This window comes from Nocardia wallacei, from assembly GCF_014466955.1.
Taxonomy (GTDB): domain Bacteria; phylum Actinomycetota; class Actinomycetes; order Mycobacteriales; family Mycobacteriaceae; genus Nocardia; species Nocardia wallacei.
Genome location: NZ_AP023396.1, coordinates 5,375,828 through 5,392,686, shown reverse-complemented (window position 1 = coordinate 5,392,686; position 16,859 = coordinate 5,375,828). Strand labels below are relative to the sequence as shown.

The 16,859-nt window shown below is 67.8% G+C and carries 13 protein-coding genes and 1 pseudogene; 12 read left to right on the top strand and 2 right to left on the bottom strand.

Going from position 1 to position 16,859, the window contains the following annotated elements; all coding sequences use genetic code 11:
- Nucleotides 1-47: 47 nt before the first annotated feature.
- On the top strand, nucleotides 48-3,215 hold the full coding sequence (gene ileS / locus NWFMUON74_RS23685; RefSeq protein WP_187683998.1) for an isoleucine--tRNA ligase: 3,168 nt from the start codon (nucleotides 48-50) through the stop codon (nucleotides 3,213-3,215).
- 29 nt (nucleotides 3,216-3,244) lie between these two features.
- Here the strand turns inward: ileS and NWFMUON74_RS23680 are convergent, their stop codons facing one another.
- The gene (locus NWFMUON74_RS23680) at nucleotides 3,245-4,891 is read right to left on the bottom strand and encodes a PucR family transcriptional regulator (protein WP_187683997.1); all 1,647 of its coding nucleotides are present in this window, start codon (nucleotides 4,889-4,891) and stop codon (nucleotides 3,245-3,247) included.
- Nucleotides 4,892-4,969: 78 nt separating this feature from the next.
- Between NWFMUON74_RS23680 and pruA the strand changes: the two genes are divergently transcribed.
- From pruA to NWFMUON74_RS23630, 11 genes and pseudogenes are all read left to right on the top strand, one after another.
- Entirely contained in the window at nucleotides 4,970-6,622 is a 1,653-nt protein-coding gene (pruA, locus tag NWFMUON74_RS23675) for an L-glutamate gamma-semialdehyde dehydrogenase (RefSeq protein WP_187683996.1), read from the top strand.
- Between the two features lie 31 nt (nucleotides 6,623-6,653).
- The gene (locus NWFMUON74_RS23670) at nucleotides 6,654-7,625 is read left to right on the top strand and encodes a proline dehydrogenase family protein (RefSeq protein ID WP_187683995.1); all 972 of its coding nucleotides are present in this window, start codon (nucleotides 6,654-6,656) and stop codon (nucleotides 7,623-7,625) included.
- A gap of 49 nt (nucleotides 7,626-7,674) precedes the next feature.
- Nucleotides 7,675-8,985 carry an MFS transporter gene (locus tag NWFMUON74_RS23665; RefSeq protein ID WP_232110553.1) on the top strand — a complete coding sequence of 437 codons (1,311 nt, stop codon included), beginning with the start codon at nucleotides 7,675-7,677 and terminating at the stop codon, nucleotides 8,983-8,985.
- Between the two features lie 455 nt (nucleotides 8,986-9,440).
- Nucleotides 9,441-10,322, top strand: a pseudogene (locus tag NWFMUON74_RS36295) (IS481 family transposase); the annotation flags it as partial.
- A gap of 487 nt (nucleotides 10,323-10,809) precedes the next feature.
- Complete coding sequence (locus NWFMUON74_RS36290; protein WP_232111285.1) at nucleotides 10,810-11,283, top strand: hypothetical protein; 474 nt, start codon at nucleotides 10,810-10,812, stop codon at nucleotides 11,281-11,283.
- 317 nt (nucleotides 11,284-11,600) lie between these two features.
- Nucleotides 11,601-11,822 carry a hypothetical protein gene (locus NWFMUON74_RS23655; protein ID WP_187683993.1) on the top strand — a complete coding sequence of 74 codons (222 nt, stop codon included), beginning with the start codon at nucleotides 11,601-11,603 and terminating at the stop codon, nucleotides 11,820-11,822.
- A gap of 388 nt (nucleotides 11,823-12,210) precedes the next feature.
- The gene (locus NWFMUON74_RS23650; protein WP_187683992.1) at nucleotides 12,211-13,239 is read left to right on the top strand and encodes an alpha/beta fold hydrolase; all 1,029 of its coding nucleotides are present in this window, start codon (nucleotides 12,211-12,213) and stop codon (nucleotides 13,237-13,239) included.
- Nucleotides 13,240-13,521: 282 nt separating this feature from the next.
- Nucleotides 13,522-15,042 (top strand): pentapeptide repeat-containing protein, encoded by a 1,521-nt coding sequence (locus tag NWFMUON74_RS23645; protein ID WP_187683991.1) that lies wholly within the window; start codon nucleotides 13,522-13,524, stop codon nucleotides 15,040-15,042.
- Between the two features lie 101 nt (nucleotides 15,043-15,143).
- The gene (locus tag NWFMUON74_RS23640; RefSeq protein WP_187683280.1) at nucleotides 15,144-15,449 is read left to right on the top strand and encodes a transposase; all 306 of its coding nucleotides are present in this window, start codon (nucleotides 15,144-15,146) and stop codon (nucleotides 15,447-15,449) included.
- A 2-nt stretch (nucleotides 15,450-15,451) separates the two neighbouring features.
- Nucleotides 15,452-15,814, top strand: coding sequence for an IS3 family transposase (locus tag NWFMUON74_RS23635; protein WP_187683990.1), 363 nt, complete (start codon nucleotides 15,452-15,454; stop codon nucleotides 15,812-15,814).
- Nucleotides 15,756-16,340 carry an IS3 family transposase gene (locus NWFMUON74_RS23630; protein WP_187689379.1) on the top strand — a complete coding sequence of 195 codons (585 nt, stop codon included), beginning with the start codon at nucleotides 15,756-15,758 and terminating at the stop codon, nucleotides 16,338-16,340. The genes NWFMUON74_RS23635 and NWFMUON74_RS23630 overlap by 59 nt, the downstream gene beginning before the upstream one ends.
- Before the next feature lie 85 nt (nucleotides 16,341-16,425).
- Here NWFMUON74_RS23630 and NWFMUON74_RS23625 read toward each other — a convergent pair whose 3' ends face one another.
- The gene (locus NWFMUON74_RS23625) at nucleotides 16,426-16,737 is read right to left on the bottom strand and encodes a recombinase family protein (protein ID WP_187683989.1); all 312 of its coding nucleotides are present in this window, start codon (nucleotides 16,735-16,737) and stop codon (nucleotides 16,426-16,428) included.
- Between the last annotated feature and the right edge of the window lie 122 nt (nucleotides 16,738-16,859).

The following is a 16,859-nucleotide window of genomic DNA, read 5'->3' as shown; positions in this document are numbered from 1 at the left end:
GTTACGCGCCCCACGGGCGCGTCGGCACGAGGAGACCGCTGCCCGACATGTCGGATCAGACATCCCCCAGCAACGCCGCCCCCGCGTCCGCCTATCCGCGCGCCGCTCTCGGCTCCGGCGGCCAGGTGTCGTTCCCCGACCTGGAGCAGCGCGTGCTCGACTACTGGGCCGCCGACGACACATTCCGCGCCAGCATCGAGAACCGTTCGGGCGCACCGGAGTTCGTCTTCTACGACGGGCCGCCGTTCGCCAACGGGTTGCCGCATTACGGCCATCTGCTCACCGGATACGTGAAGGATTTGATCCCGCGCTTTCAGACCATGCGCGGCAAGAAGGTCGAGCGGCGCTTCGGCTGGGACACGCACGGGCTGCCCGCGGAAATCGAAGCGGAGAAGCAGCTCGGTATCACGGACAAATCACAGATCGATGAGATGGGACTCGCGGAATTCAATGCCGCGTGCAAATCGTCTGTGCTGCGTTACACCAACGAGTGGCGCGCGTATGTGACCCGTCAGGCCCGCTGGGTCGACTTCGACAACGACTACAAGACCCTCGACCCCGACTTCATGGAGTCGGTCATGTGGGCGTTCAAGTCGCTCTACGACAAGGGGCTGGTGTATCAGGGCTTCCGGGTGCTGCCCTACAGCTGGTACGAGCAGACTCCGCTGTCGAACCAGGAGGCGCGCCTGGACGACGCCTATCGGATGCGGCAGGACCCGGCCGTCACGGTGGAGATGACGCTGACCGTGCCCGCCGACCATCCCCTGCACGAACTGGACGGCGCGAACGCGCTGATCTGGACCACCACGCCGTGGACGCTGCCGTCCAACCTGGCGGTCGCCGTCCACCCCGACATCACCTACGTGCACGTCGAGGGCGGCGACGGCAAGCGGTACCTGCTGGCCGCGGAACGGGTTTCGCACTACGCCCGCGAACTGGGCGAGCAGCCGCGCGTGCGCTCGGAGCATTCCGGCGCGGCGCTGGTGGGGCTGCGCTACCGGCCGCCGTTCGACTTCTTCCTCGGTCATCCCAACGCGCACCGCGTGCTCGAGGCCGACTACGTGACCACCGACTCCGGTACCGGCGTCGTGCACCTCGCCCCGGCGTTCGGTGAGGAGGACATGGAGGTCTGCGCGGCCAACGGCATCGAGGTCGTGCAGCCGCTGGACCCGGGCGGCAAGTTCACCTCGATGGTGCCGCCGTACGAGGGCCTGATGATCTTCGACGCCAACCCGGTCATCATCAAGGACCTCAAATCTGCCGGAAAGCTGTTGCGGCACGAGACGATCGAGCACTCCTACCCGCACAGCTGGCGCTCCGGCCGGCCGCTGATCTACATGGCGGTGCCGTCCTGGTTCGTCGCGGTGACCAAGTTCCGCGACCGGATGGTGGAGTTGAACCAGCAGATCACCTGGGTGCCCGAGCACATCCGCGACGGCCAGTTCGGCAAGTGGCTGGAGAACGCGCGGGACTGGAACATCAGTCGAAACCGCTACTGGGGCGCGCCGATCCCGGTGTGGGTGTCCGATGATCCGGAGTATCCGCGCATCGACGTGTACGGCTCGCTGGATCAGCTCGAGCGCGACTTCGGCGTGCGGCCGAAGGATCTGCACCGGCCCGCGATCGACGAGCTGGTGCGGCCGAATCCCGATGACCCGACCGGCAAGTCGATGATGCGGCGGGTTCCCGAGGTGCTCGACTGCTGGTTCGAGTCCGGGTCGATGCCCTACGCGCAGGTGCACTACCCGTTCGAGAACAAGGAGTGGTTCGAGGGCACGCACGACGAGAAGGCGCACAGCCCCGGCGATTTCATCGTCGAGTACAACGGGCAGACCCGCGGCTGGTTCTACAACCTGCACGTGCTGTCCACGGCCCTGTTCGACCGCCCGGCGTTCAAATCCGTGGTGGCGCACGGCATCGTGCTCGGCGACGACGGGCTGAAGATGTCGAAGTCGAAGGGCAACTACCCGGATGTCAACGAGGTGTTCGACCGCGACGGCTCCGACGCCATGCGCTGGTTCCTCATGGCGTCCCCGGTGCTGCGCGGCGGAAACCTCATCGTCACCGAGCGCGGCATCCGCGAGGGCGTGAGCCACGCGCTGCGGCCACTGTGGAACGCGTGGACGTTCCTGCAGCTGTACGCGTCGAAACCCGGTGTGTGGCGCACGGATTCGCCGCATGTGCTGGATCGCTACATCCTGGCCAAGCTGGCCGCGGCGCGCGAGGTGATGACCGAGGCGCTCGAGGTCTACGACATCGCCGGCGCCTGCGACGAACTGCGCACCTTCGCCGACGCGCTCACAAATTGGTATGTGCGCCGGTCGCGTTCGCGGTTCTGGGACGAGGACCGCGACGCCATCGACACCCTGCACACGGTGCTGGAGGTGACCACCCGGCTGGCCGCGCCGCTGCTGCCGCTGCTCACCGAGGTGATCTGGCGCGGGCTCACCGGTGGCCGTTCGGTGCACCTGACCGACTGGCCCGCTGCGACGGAGCTGCCGAAGGATCCGGAGCTGGTGTCGGCGATGGACGAGGTGCGCGCGGTGTGCTCGACCGCGCTGAGCCTGCGCAAGGCCCAGCACCTGCGGGTGCGGCTGCCGCTGTCGGAACTCACCATCGCCGCGCCGGACGCCGATCGGCTCGCGCCGTTCACGGACCTGGTCGCCGACGAGGTGAACGTCAAGCGGGTCGATCTGACCACCGACGTCGCCGCGCACGGCCGGTTCGAGCTGGTCGTCAACGCGCGGGCGGCCGGGCCGCGGCTGGGTAAGACCGTGCAGACGGTGATCAAGGCGGTCAAGGCCGGGGAGTGGACGGAGAGCCCGGCGGGTGTCGTCAGCGCCGCCGGGGTAGAGCTGCTGCCCGAGGAGTACACCCAGCGCCTGGTGGCCGCCGAGCCGGAGTCCACCGCCGCCCTGCCCGGCAACGCCGGTCTGGTGGTGCTGAACTCGGAGGTCACCGAGGAACTGGAGGCCGAGGGCTGGGCCCGCGACCTCATCCGCGATCTCCAGGAGACCCGCAAGTCCCTGGGCCTGGACGTCTCCGACCGCATCACCCTGGTCCTCGACGTCCCCGCCGCGCACAAGCAGTGGGCCGAGACCCACCGCGACCTGATCGCCGGTGAGGTCCTCGCCAGCACCCTCACCTTCGGTGACCCGGGCCCGGACGCCGCCGAAGTGGCTGGGGGCGTGCGGGTTTCGATCACCAAGGCATGAGATCCGGGCTGGGCGTGCTGCCGATGTCGTCAGCCCGCCCGCTCGTGCCGGTGGACCGCCAGCTGGATCTCCAGCAGGAGACGGTCGGGGGCGGAGGCGAGGTCGATGCCCATGAGCTGGGTGGCGCGTCGGATGCGGTAACGGAGCGTGTTGGGGTGGATGCGTAGTTCGGCCGCGGCGGCGCGGACGTCGCCGCGGTGGGTGAGGTAGGTGTCGAGGCTGGCGCGCAGGTCGGCGGAGTAGGCGGTGTCGTAGTCGACCAGGGTGTCCAGGCGCGGGTCGCGCAGCTGCGGGCGGTCGGCGATCAGGGTCAGGATCTCCGCGAGCAGCACGGTGGTGCGGGACCGCGCCAGCGTCGTGACCGGTTCGGCCGCAGGCAGGTTCGCGGTGCGGTCGAGCACGCGGTCCACCTCGGCGCGGGCCCGCGCGGCGTCGGCGAGCCCGGCGACGGGGGCCGCGATGGCCGCCCGCAGCGTCAGTCCGGACCCCTCGGCGAGCTGCTCGATGACCTGCCGGGTCCACGAGGTCACCCGGTCCACCGACCGGTGCTCGGGGAACAGCACGTACAGCCGATCGCCGATCCGGGTGGTCACGCAGTCCTGCCGGAAGGCGCTGGCGTGCAAGCGAAGTGTGACCGTGCCGCGATGTAGCGCCGCGGCCGCGGCGTCCGCGGAACTGTGCGGGGCGAACCCGACCACCGCGGCCTGCCCGTCGGCCGCCATGGCGAACGTCTCGGCGAAGGCGGCGAGGTCGATGTCGCCGCCGTGCGCGCCGAGCAGCCGCTGGATCAGCAGCGCGTCGGTGGTGGGGGCGTGGCGGGTGCGCCAGATCACCCGTGCCGCAATGGAAGCCGCTCCGCGCAGCACCCGGTCACTGTCCGCGCGCAGTGGCTCGGTGGCCTCCTGCACCCAGATCGTGCCGAGTACGGCCGGTGCGCGCGGCCCGGCGTGGCCGGGCTCGCGGATCCCGATCGCCAAGCGCCGCCGCGTCTCCCATTCCGGCTGGGCCGGAACCTCCACGGGGTCACCGGTGTTGCGCAGGCGGTCGAACACGCCCTCGCGCTGCAGCCAGTGCAGGTACCCGGCCGGACCCTGCCGCCCCAGCACCGACAGCCGGCGCACGGCGTCGGCGGAGGCGGTGCTGTCGGCCGAGTACGCGAGCACCCGGGACTGGTCGTCCTCGATGGTCACCAGCCCCCGGGTCGACTCGGCCACCGACTGCGCCAGCCCGAACAGGTCGGTGTCGAGCGCGGGCACGGCTTCGACCGACGTACGCGGCCCGTGCCCGGTGATCCGCTCGATCAGCGCGTGCACCATCTCCCAGCGCGCATGGGGATGCACCTCGACCAGAGCTATCCCGGACTCGTGCGCGGCCGCGCGCAACCGCTCCGACGCGCTCTTGGAGAACACCACCCGCGGCCGGTGCTCGGCCGGGCACCGCGCGCCCAGGTCGCGCACCCAGCGCGTGGCGTCGTCGTCGCCCACGCCGACCTGCAGGTACACCTCCGGCAGCGCTCGGCCCGGCGGCATGTCCACGGCCAGGTCGTCGATGTCCATGAACGCCACGGAATCGACCACCACGTCCTCGCCCCCGGGCGCGTCCACCAGCGTGGCGACGGAGCTGGTGAGCGCGGACAGCACATCCGACAGTGGTATGGCGTGGGTCACATTCCTCATTCAATCGGACGAAAGTATCCGGCGCAATTCGTCCGATCGACCAATCCGCTGCCGGAGCGGATGCGGTTTATTTCCGGCATGGACGCGATCACCACGGTCCCCGCGCCGTCCAACGAGCCCGTCAACTCCTACGCGCCCGGCACCCCGGAACGCGCCCGGCTGCGGGCCGCACTGCGCGAGCTGGCCGACACCCCGACAGAGATCTGCCACGTGATCGACGGCGAGCACCGCACCGGCGGCGGCGCCCGCGTCGACGTCGTGCAGCCCCACGCGCACCGGTCGGTGCTCGGCAGCTTCGGTGTCGCCGAACCGGCCGACGCCCGCGACGCCGTCGAGGCCGCCGTGCGCGCCGCTTCCGATTGGCGCGCACTGCCTTTCGACCAGCGCGCGGCGGTATTCCTGCGCGCCGCGGACCTGCTGGCCGGGCCGTGGCGCGAGACCATCGCCGCCGCGACGATGCTGGGCCAGTCCAAGTCGCCGTATCAGGCCGAGATCGACGCGCCCTGCGAACTGGTCGACTTCTGGCGCTTCAACGTCCACTTCGCGCGACAGCTGCTGGCCGGTCAGCCGGAATCCGGGCCGGGTGTGTGGAACCGCAGCGACTATCGGCCGCTGGAGGGGTTCGTCTACGCGATCACCCCGTTCAACTTCAGCGCGATCGCCGGAAACCTGCCCACCGCACCGGCTCTCATGGGCAACACGGTGGTGTGGAAGCCCTCGCCGACCCAGGCCCTCGCCGCGTATCACACCATGCGGCTGCTGGAGGCCGCCGGTCTGCCGCCGGGGGTGATCAATCTGGTGCACGGGCACGGCCCGGAGGTGTCGGAGGTGGCGCTGGTCGATCCGCGGCTGGCCGGTATCCACTTCACCGGCTCCACCCGCACCTTCCAGCACCTGTGGCGGGAGGTGGGCGCGCATATCGATCGCTACCGCGGCTATCCGCGGCTGGTCGGGGAGACCGGGGGTAAGGATTTCGTGCTCGCCCATCCCTCGGCCGACCCGGAGACGCTGATGACGGCGCTGATTCGCGGCGCGTACGAGTATCAGGGCCAGAAGTGCTCGGCGGCGTCGCGCGCGTTCGTCCCGCGGTCGATGTGGCATCGCGTCGGGGACGAGCTGATCGGGCGGATCGAGTCGCTGTCGTACGGCGATGTCACCGACTTCGTGAATTTCGGTGGGGCGGTGATAGATCGGCGCGCCTTCGACCGCAATGCCGCCGCGATCGAGCGGGCCAAGGCGACGCCGGGCGTGACGGTCGCGGCGGGAGGCTCCTACGACGACGCCGTCGGATACTTCGTCGACCCCACGCTGCTGCTCGGTGACGATCCCACCGACGAGATGTTCCGCACCGAGTACTTCGGGCCGATCCTGTCGGTGCACGTGTACGACGATTCCCGCCCCGGTGCGTTCGACGAGGCGCTCCGCCTGGTCGACGTCGGCGCCGCCTACGCGCTGACCGGCGCCGTCATCGCGCGTGACCGTGCCGCCATCGAGAAGGCAAGCGAGGCACTACGTTTCGCGGCGGGCAACTTCTACATCAACGACAAGCCCACCGGCGCGGTGGTCGGCCAGCAGCCGTTCGGCGGGGCCCGCGCCTCGGGTACCAACGACAAGGCCGGTTCGCCGCTGAACCTGCTGCGCTGGGTCTCCCCGCGGTCGATGAAGGAGACGTTCGTCTCGCCCGCCACGCACGAATACCCCCATCAGGCACCGGATTCGGAGCGGTCGTGAGTACGGGCGCCGGGATGCCCGTGGAGGCACGATGAACGCGTCCGCACTGTCCAATCCCTTGCGCCCGGCGTTGCTGGCGGCGGCCCGCTCCCGCCGGGTCGAACGCGGACTCACCCGGCTACCCGCCACCGGCCGCATCATCGATCGCTTCGTGGCGGGGGAGACGCGGGAGGCGGCGCTGTCCGCAGTGCGGGAGTTGTTGCGCGGCAAGAGGTTCGTCACCGTCGACTACCTCGGCGAGGACACCACCGACCCGGCGCGGGCCGACCGGGTCGTGCGGGAGTATCTCGGGCTGATCGCGGCGCTGGCCGCACTGCCGATCGGCTCGGCGTCGGGACCGCGCCCGCTCGAGGTGTCGGTGAAACTGTCCGCGCTGGGCCTGGCCCTGCCCACCGGCGGGTACGAGACCGCGCTGCGCAATGCCCGCGTCCTGGCGCGCGCCGCCGCGGCCGCGGGCATCTGGATGACCGTCGACGCCGAGGACCACGCGACCACCGGGTCGCGGCTGGACATCGTGCGCGAACTGCGCCGCGAGCACCCGGAGACCGTCGGCACCGTGCTGCAGGCGTACCTGCGGCGCACGGCCGGCGACTGCCGGGCTCTCGCGGACGAGGGCGCGCGGATCCGGCTGTGCAAGGGCGCCTACAGCGAGTCGGAAGCGGTGTCCTTCCGGCACAGGCGCGAAGTGGACGCGGCGTATCTGGACTGTCTGCGCATCCTCTCGGCGGGCAAGGGCTATCCGATGATCGCCACCCACGACCCGGCGATGATCGAGGCGGCCGCCCTGCTCGCGACCGCCGCCGGGCGCGACCGTGACGACCTCGAATACCAGATGCTGTACGGCATCCGCCCCGCCGAACAGGCCCGGCTGATCGACCTCGGCCAGCACCTGCGCGTCTACGTCCCCTTCGGAGACCAGTGGTACGGCTATTTCGTCCGCAGGCTCGCCGAACGCCCGGCGAATCTGATGTTCTTCCTCCGCTCGGCCGCGACGACGACCTGACGAGGTCGCGTACCATCACCGCGATCCGCACCGCACGATGAGGACCGCAGTGACCGACCCCGCACCCACCACCCTGTCCGGCCGCCCCGCGAGCAGCCCGGGCCGCACCATCGTGACCGCCAGCTTCATCGGCACTGCGATCGAGTTCTACGACTACTACATCTACGGCACCGCGGCCGCGCTGGTGCTCAACAAACTGTTCTTCCCGACACTGTCGTCGGTGGCGGGCACGCTGGCGTCGCTGGCCACCTTCGCCATCGGTTTCGTCGCGCGTCCCCTGGGCGCGATCGTCTTCGGCCACTTCGGTGACCGCATCGGCCGCAAGGCCACCCTCGTGGTGTCACTGCTGCTGACGGGCCTGTCCACGGCGTTCATCGGCGTGCTCCCGGGCTACGCGACGCTGGGAGTGGCCGCGCCCGTCCTGCTGGTGCTGCTGCGGGTCCTGCAGGGCATCGGCCTGGGCGGCGAATGGGGCGGCGCGGCACTGCTGTCCACCGAGCACGCGCCCCGGGATCGGCGCGGGCTGTTCGCGGCGGCGCCGCAAATGGGCTCGCCCGTGGGGTATTTCGTGGCGACCGCGGTGTTCTGGGCGCTGTCGGAAGGACTGCCGAAAGACGCGTTCGACGGCTGGGGCTGGCGGATACCGTTCCTGCTGTCGTTCGTATTGGTGGCGGTCGGGCTGCGGATCCGGCTGCGGGTGGCCGAGACCCCGGCATTCGCGAATTTCGTGGCCACCCGGCATGCCGCCCGGGTGCCGATCGCGGCGGTACTGCGGCGCTACCCGCGGGAACTACTGCTCGGCGCGGGCAGCATCGTGGTGGTGTACGTGATGTTCTACACGGCGTCCACGTACTGCCTCACCTACACGACGAAAACCCTGGGGGTGCCGCGCAATACGATGCTGGGGCTGACCCTGATCGCGGTGGTCGTGCTGGGCGCCGCGACGTTCATCGTCGCCCGCTGGTCCGACCTGGTCGGCCGCCGCGTGCTGATGCTGGGCGGGGCCGCGTTCGGCCTGGTGTGGAGTCCCGTGCTGTTCCCGTTGCTGAATACCGAGAACCCGGTGCTGATCGTGGTGGGCCTGTCCGGGGCGCTGCTGTGCATGGGGATCGTGTGGGGACCGCTGGGCGCGTTCCTGCCGGAGCTGTTCGGCACCGACGTGCGGTACACCGGGGCCGGTATCGCCTACAACCTCGGCGGCGTGCTGGGTGGCGGTGCCGCGCCGCTGATCGTCGCCCAGTTGGGGGAAACGCGCGGCACGGTCGCGGTCGGATGGTTCATGGCCGCCATGGCCGCGATCTCGCTGGGGTCGATCGCGGCCCTGCCCGAGACCCGGCACCGGGAACTCGACGCCGTGTGAGCAACTCCAGTCACATATCGCGCCGTCGGCGCTATTGATCTTTACAGCGTTCTGGATGACACCAGGTCAACAGAAGGGGCGAAACCAATGCTCTACCTGATCAGACCCACCGAGACCACGTCCTGGATCGACCTCCCAAGCCGCATCATAGATACCGTGCTGGAGCACGGGGAGCTGATCTCAGCGTGCTGGACTGGCGACCAACAGAGGAACTTGAGTTCTACCCCACAGTCGTTCGACTTGCGCTACGTCAGGGCCTGCCCTGCAGCACGGGGATCGTCTTGCGAGCTACCGATCTTGTCTCCTTTACGCGGCTGGGAGACCTGCTCAAGATCAAACCCGTGAAAACTCAGGACCTTCCGAGCGAAGATCTCATGGAGATGCTGTCGCTGTGGTGGCTCAGGTTATGATTCACCATTTGTCATCAAGTGACGCTTGACCTTTCGGTGTGATCGATGGTCTCGTTCCGTTCGATCTTTCGTCGAGGCGAGCGGGTGAGTGTGGACCAGCAGGCGTTGGTCGAGTACCGGTATCGAGCGGTGTGCGAGGTGCTCGGTGGCGCACCGATCGGGGAAGTCGCCGCCCGATACGGCACCACCCGGCAGTCGCTGCATAAGTGGCGCAAGCGGTTTCAGGACGAGGGCAAGCCCGGACTGACCGACCGATCGCATCGGCCGCACCACAGTCCATCGCGCATCGACGCCGATACCGAGGCATTGATCTGCCGGATGCGCCGGGAGAACCCCCGCTGGGGCGCCCGGCGGATCAGCCACGAACTCGCCCGGCAACAGGTGGCGAAGGTCCCCTCGCGGGCGACGGTGCACGGGATCTTGACCCGCAACGGGATGGTGAATCAGCAAGTCCAGCAGCATAAACGGCGGTATCGACGGTGGCAGCGGCAGACGCCGATGCACCTGTGGCAGCTCGACCTCGTCGGCGGGGTGCCGCTGGCGGACGGGCGCGAGTGCAAGGTGCTGACCGGTATCGACGATCATTCCCGGTTTGTGGTGGTCGCCGCGGTGCTCACGGCGCCGTCCGGGCGGGCGGTCTGTGAGGCATTCACCGCGGCCATGCGCCGTTACGGAGTGCCCTCGGAAGTGCTCACCGACAACGGTGCCCAGTTCACCGGTGCCCGGATCAAACCGCAGCCGGTCGAGGTGCTGTTCGAGAGGATCTGCCGCGAGAACGGCATCACCCAACGCCGCACGAAACCGCGGTCACCGACCACGACCGGAAAGATCGAGCGGTTCCACAAGACCCTGCGCGAGGAATTCCTCGACCACGTCTCACCGTTCGAATCGCTGACCGCTGCCCAAGCCGCGGTCGACGGCTGGATCGCTGGCTACAACCATCACCGACCGCATCAGGCCCTCGACATGGCCACCCCTGCGACTCTGTTCCGGCCCAACGGGCCCACCCGGCTCGACGTCCCCGACACCACCGCTGCCGGCGAAACCTCTTCGCCAATAACGACGATCGTGGAAGTGATCGAACCACCGACTCCCGCCGCCGAGACCGCGATCGAATGGGAGGTCCGCGTTCCCGCCGGCGGAGAAGTCAACCCTGGCTCCAGGGCGGCAGTCTGTCAGCCTGCGCCACTACACCGGCCGCGTCGTCACGATCTGGGCCGACTGCCGCAGCATCCACATCAGCCTCGACGGACATTTGATCCGCACTGTCTCCTCCCGGCTGCTGCCCGAACACCTCGCAGTCCTGACCATGCGCGGAGCACGCCCGGCCGGCCCGCCGCCCGCAAAGCCGGCCTTTCGGAAGGCCAACGGCGCCATCGTGATTCCTCCGGGAGAAGCGATCGAGGTCCGGCGCGTGGTCGATCGCGATGGCGCTACTCAGATCGCTGGGCACCACCACGTCGTCAGGTTCGCCTGGGCCGGACGACATGTCACCCTCCGCCTCGACGGGCATCTCATGCACGCCATCGCCGACGGCGCGCTGATCGGTACCTGGCCCTGCCCGATCAGCCGAGACCAGCTCGGCCGTGTCCGCGGCGCCAGCACCGTCACCGCACCACTGCCTCCGGCACCGCGACCCGCGGGATCCCTCCGCGCCCAACGCCGAGTTCACGAGTCCGGACGCATCCTCGTCGCCGGGCAACGGATCAAACTCGGGCCCCGCAACCGCGGCAAGCTGGTCACCGTCGTCATCGAGGACACCCACCTACGAGTCCTTCACGGTGAGGAAGAACTAGCAGTCCGGCCGCGCCGGACCACCAAGCCGATCACCCGTTTCTACGTCACCGGCAAAGGCGCCACGCCCGAGGATCGGTCAAGCATCAGCTGACGACATTCGGTCAAGCATCACCTGAGCCCCTCACATTGACAGATGCTCGCACCGGGCTGGAAGCGAAAGTCCCGCAAATTAGACGAGCGAGTAGCAGCATCCCTGGCCACGAAAATCGAGGAAGTCCGCAGCGAGTTGGAGGACGAACTCGCTAAGCCGGCCGCGCAAGAGTTGATCGATCACTGGCGGAGGTTGGGTGGAAGGTTGCCCGATCCGATCTAGGTCAATCCGCCGTGGTGGTCGGGGTTCGGGTGTTGAGAACCGATCGATTCGTCGACATCCCGATGGTGTCGTAGGCGCCGCTTACCGTCGACCTTGTGACCACGCAGATGGAGAAGCCCGGTGAGTCCGCCCAGCAGTGGGCGGCCGCCGCAGCGGAATTGTTGGATACGGTGCTTGAGGATCCGACCCTTGCCGACGACGACCGGCAGACAGCAGTGTTGTCCCGGGTGCGGGCGCTCCAGGCACAGGCACAGATCTACGCGACCCTAGAAGTCGCCCACCGAGTTCGTGGAGTCGAAACGTCCCTACCGTACTGAGCCGTCTGGCTGGCTGCCGGGTTCACCCATTCGCCGGAGTTCACCACCACCCAGAACGGCCGTTTCCGCACGGTGTCTGCGGTTGCGAAACACCCCCTCCGCGCCGGAGGTTGGCGGCCGCGAAGGCGCTGGTCGATCCGTGGGCATTCCGTGGCGTGGTCCGTGGGGAACTCCGGAGTATCGCGGGGTACCGCGCGTCGGCAAATCGGACGAGCGGATGACATCGGTGGCCGTACTCATCATCGAGAACTACCCGCGGAGAGTGACGTGCGCGCACTTGGACGGCAGTAGCGTGCACACATGGCGTCGGATGCGCCACCGGCCCCGGTCGGGAACGCACGCGACGGCGGGATGATAGCGCCGCCGCCCGAGTGATCGAGGGAGTGCGATGTCCGAAATCTCGGTCGATGACGAAACGAACTCGGTCGATGACCAAACGCCGCCGCGCCGCAAACGTCTTTCCCGTCGTCGCATCATCATCGGCGTGGTGGTGGTGCTCGGCGCCGTGACGGTCGGCTGGCTGGCCGTCCGCGACAACTCGCCAGTCGGCCACTTCACCTCGGCGGACGGATACGACGAGTATTTCCGTACCTATCACCGAGCCATGGAGCAGCTACCCCCGCCAAGTGCGTCGCTGGATCTGCGCACCGAATACGGCGTGGTTCGCGTGTATCGTTTCGACGGCGCGAACCCCGAGCAGCCTCCGCTGCTCCTGCTGCCCGGACGCTCGGCCGCCGCGCCGATGTGGGCCGACAACCTGCCGTCGCTGCGGAAACTTCGCACCGTCTATCTGGTGGATCTGCTCGGCGAGCCGGGGGCGAGCGTGCAGAGTCGGCCCATCGAAAACGACGCCGATCAGGCGGCCTGGCTGCACCAGGCCATCGAGCAACTTCCGGCGGCCAAGATCGTACTCGTCGGGGTTTCGATCGGCGGATGGACGGCGACCAATCTCGCGATCCGGCAACCGGATCGGATCAGTGGTGTCGTCGCACTGGATCCCGTCATGACGTTTGCACGGATGTCGTGGCAGGCGGTGCTTCGCTCGCTTCCGGCCTCGGTGTCCTGGTTCCCGAAGAGCTGGCGCGACGATTTCAACAGCTGGACCGCGGGCGGCGCCCCGGTCGAACAGGTGCCGGTCGCCGATCTGATCGAGTCCGGAATGCAGCACTATCACCTCGTCCTGCCCACGCCGACCACCTTCGACGATGCCCAACTACGCGGTCTGGCGATGCCGTTCCTCGCGATCATGGCCGGCAAGTCGGTCATGCACGACAGCGCCGAAGCCGCCGACCACGCCCGCCACGTGCTTCCCCACGGCACCGTCCTCGTTTACGACGACGCCTCACACGCCATCAACGGCGAGTATCCAGAGCGGATCGCCGCCGACGTCGCCTCGTTCCTGTCCGGGATCCACTGATCGCAAAGGATTACGAATCCCGACCATCTCGGCCCAGCAGCGGCCCCGGCGCGCGATACACGAAGGGGCCCCGATATCCGGGGAGGGCGGAGAGGTGGGGGCAGATGGCGGCGACCGTGACCAGAAGCCAGTCAACGTCGAACCGCAAGACTGGCCGCCAGCCGTGGCCTCGCCGGCACCGCACCATCCGCCGAGTGAGTGTCGAGAAATTGATCGATTTCCGACATCGAATACCGCGCCTGATCGTGCCGTTCCGAGCACAATCGAGCGATGCTCGGGAGGGTGAGCGCCGTTGGCGCCCAGGCACGTACAGCGGGAGCTACGCTGCGCAAGCAGCTGACCAAGGACGGACGAGCAGCACTCGGACAACGTGCTTGTCGGGCCCGATTGTTTCCCGCGGTCGCCAGCGCACTCGTCGTCGGTGGTGTCGTGGCGGCCATCGCGTACGCGGTACTGCTATGGATCACCCCGGCCACCAAGAACGAGGCCGCGCGGATCGACGTCGTCAAGGTGGCGCTGACCGTCGTAGCTGGCGTCGGCGGCGTGGTCGCGCTGGTGATCGCCTACCGGCGCCAACGCGACCTTGAGCAAGGCCGGTTCGTCGAGCGCTTTGGTGCCGCGGCCGCGCAACTCGGCGCGACCGATGTCGCGATCCGGATCGCCGGGGTCTACGCGATGTCCGGCGTCGCCGACGAATCTGACGGACTACGCCGCCAGCAGTGCATCAACGTCCTGTGCGGCTACCTCCGGCTGCCGTACACGCCTGAGCTGGGCGTCAATCATCAGACCAAGCGTGTACGGAAGCGCCGCGGGCGAGGCGGTTCGGGTGAGAACGAAGACCATTTCGAGTACCGGCAGAACGATCGGGAGGTCCGGCAAACGATCGTTCGCGCTATCGCTGACCACCTGCGGCCGACTGCCGAGAACAGCTGGTCCACAAGCGACTTCGACTTCCGGACCGCGCACCTCGAAGACGCCGACTTTGGGGACGCGACCTTCTCCGGCGCCACCAGGTTCGAGGATGCGACATTCACCGGCACCACCATATTCGTGAACGCGACGTTCTCTGGTGCCGCCGGGTTCTCGGGCGCGAGGTTCACCGGCGCCGCCGGATTCACGGACGCGACGTTCATCGGCGCCGCCATGTTCCGGGGCGTGACGTTCGCCGGTGGTGCTTCTTTCCGGAGGGACGGTTTCGGAACGAGATCATCTCGTTCGACAGCCCGAAGCAGTGGGGGCCGCCGGCGCCAACGTTCGACTGGGACGAGGACACCACCCAAAAACCAGACAACGTCGAACCGCAAGACTGGCCGCCAATCGTGGCCTCGGCCGCACCCCCGAATGGATGCTGAAAATCGTTCGTTTTCGACACCGGGCCAGCTCGCGGGAAGGCCCTGGTCGGCACCGGTGGGCAGCTGTCGGAGAAACGTGTTGAAAACGCCTGCTGTCCAACAAGTCCCGAACGCCGTTTCTCATTCAGTCGCGTGGCGGGTGGTTGAGCAGCTGCCCGGTCGTCGAGACTCGGGCGCCGCCGATCGGATCGAGGGCGTCACGGTCGAGCACGAGCGCCGGCGCCGTCCATGCGGAGCTGTGGCGCTGCCTCAAGTACCTGCGGCCCACCGACACCCTCGTGGTGCCCGCCCTGGGCCGGGCTCAGCCGTGCTGATGTCCGGCAGTCACAGCGGGTTACCAGCGAAGTTGCTGGGCGGAGGTGTCTACGCCGGAGTAACCGGCGGGAACTGTACTGAATTACTGAAGTCGGTAGAGTGTGGACCGCAAACACGGTTTACGTGCTTTGCTTGACAATGCCCCGGGCAATCCTGGGCAGTCGAGAAGGCCTGAGGTTCCCCCGCTTTCACGGAGAGCTCTGACGTGGTCCGATAGGGGCCGGAAGGAGTTCATCAGTGGCAGCACCGAAGAAGTATCCGGACGAGTTGAGGGCTCGGGCGGTCAGGTTGTATCGGGATGCGGATCCCAAGCCGACGATCCGGAAGCTGGCCGCGCAGCTGGGGGTGCATCACGAGGCTCTGCGGAACTGGATCCGCCAGGCCGAAGCGGACGCCGGCGAGCGTAGCGATCGGCCGACGACCGACATGGCCGAAGAGAACAAGCAACTACGCAAGCGGGTCGCTGAACTCGAACGCGTGAACGCCGTATTGCGTGATGCGAGTGCGTATTTCGCGTCGGAGCCCGGCCAGACCCGGAGGTGATCGTGCGGTTCGTGAAAGATCACCCGCAGCACTCGGTCGAGCTCGTATTGCGGGTGCTGGGCATCGCGTCGTCGACGTTCTATGGATGGCTGGCCCAGGCCAAGAACCCCTCGCGGCGGCGGCTGGCCGACGAACAATTGCTGGCTGAGATCGTCGATATCCACACCAGCTCCGGCGGCACCTACGGATCGCCGCGAGTGCACGCGATGCTGCGCCGCCGCGGTATCGCGGTCGGCCGCAAACGAGTCGAGCGGCTGATGCGGCGGGCGGGGCTGCAGGGCGCGTTCCTGCGTAAGAAAATGGCGTATTCCCTCGACGCGGCAGGACCGCCGCGCCACGCCGGCACCGGATCTGGTCAACCGTGACTTCACCGCGGACACCCCGGACCGGTTGCGGGTGGCGGATGCGACGCGGATCCCGACCGGCGAGGGCGTGTTCTGGCTGGCGGCGGTCCGGGACGCGTTCTCCAACCGGATCGTGGGCTGGAAATGCTCCGACCGCTGCGACACCGAGCTGGTACTCGGGGCCCGGGAATACGCGGTGTGGGTGCGGGATGTGCGTGACGGACAACTGGTCCATCATTCCGATCGCGGCTCGACCTACACAGCCATTCGGTTCGCAAACAGGTTGGCCGACAACGGAATAGCCCAGTCGATGGGGTCGGTCGGAGACAGCTACGACAATGCGCTCATGGAGAACTTCTTCTCCACACTGAAGACCGAGCTGGTGTACCGGAACTCCTGGCGCACAAGGGAAGACGCGGAGAACGCCTTGTTCTCCTACATCGACGGCTGGTACAACACCCAGCGCATCCAGAAGAAGCTGGATTGGCGATCACCCGACGAGTACGAAGCCAGCTACCATCAACGGGTTCTGGCCGGAACCAGATAATCCGCTCTCCGGCTCGGCGGGGGAACCTCAGCGAGCTGGGTCACAAACGCACTGGCGGCGCTGACCCTTACGCAACTTCACGGCGCTAGCTGCAGCCGCGTCCTTCGAGGGTGCCTTCGCTGATGAGGTCGGCGGTCATTCCCTCCATGGCGGCGATGACGTGGAACAGGAATCGCCCGGCCGGGGTGGTGGTGTCGATGCCTTGCTTGAGCACGACCAGATCGATGCCGCGTTCGTCGAGGTCGGCGGCGAGTTCGGTCATGTGCCGCACGGACCGGAACGGGCGCGAGAGCCGGGTGATGACGAGTTCGTCGCCGCTGCGTAGGTGGTCGAAGCATTTGTCCCACTCCGGGCGCTGCGCCAACCGGGGAAACGCGGCGCGGTTTCGTGTCGACATGCCCTTCGACCTGCGGGGGAGGCGCGGGGGAAGAATTAGTTCTTGTGGGGCTCAGGTGAATTGCGGTAAAACAGCTATGTCACGGCAACTTTAAATGTCACGTTGAGCTTGGATGTTCTGTC

What these genes read in the sequence shown, in the direction of transcription:
- ileS (WP_187683998.1), top strand. Translation starts at nt 48, where the DNA reads ATGTCGGATCAGACATCCCCCAGCAACGCCGCCCCCGCGTCCGCCTAT.
- NWFMUON74_RS23680 (WP_187683997.1), bottom strand. Translation starts at nt 4,891, where the DNA reads ATGAGGAATGTGACCCACGCCATACCACTGTCGGATGTGCTGTCCGCG.
- pruA (WP_187683996.1), top strand. Translation starts at nt 4,970, where the DNA reads ATGGACGCGATCACCACGGTCCCCGCGCCGTCCAACGAGCCCGTCAAC.
- NWFMUON74_RS23670 (WP_187683995.1), top strand. Translation starts at nt 6,654, where the DNA reads ATGAACGCGTCCGCACTGTCCAATCCCTTGCGCCCGGCGTTGCTGGCG.
- NWFMUON74_RS23650 (WP_187683992.1), top strand. Translation starts at nt 12,211, where the DNA reads ATGTCCGAAATCTCGGTCGATGACGAAACGAACTCGGTCGATGACCAA.
- NWFMUON74_RS23625 (WP_187683989.1), bottom strand. Translation starts at nt 16,737, where the DNA reads ATGTCGACACGAAACCGCGCCGCGTTTCCCCGGTTGGCGCAGCGCCCG.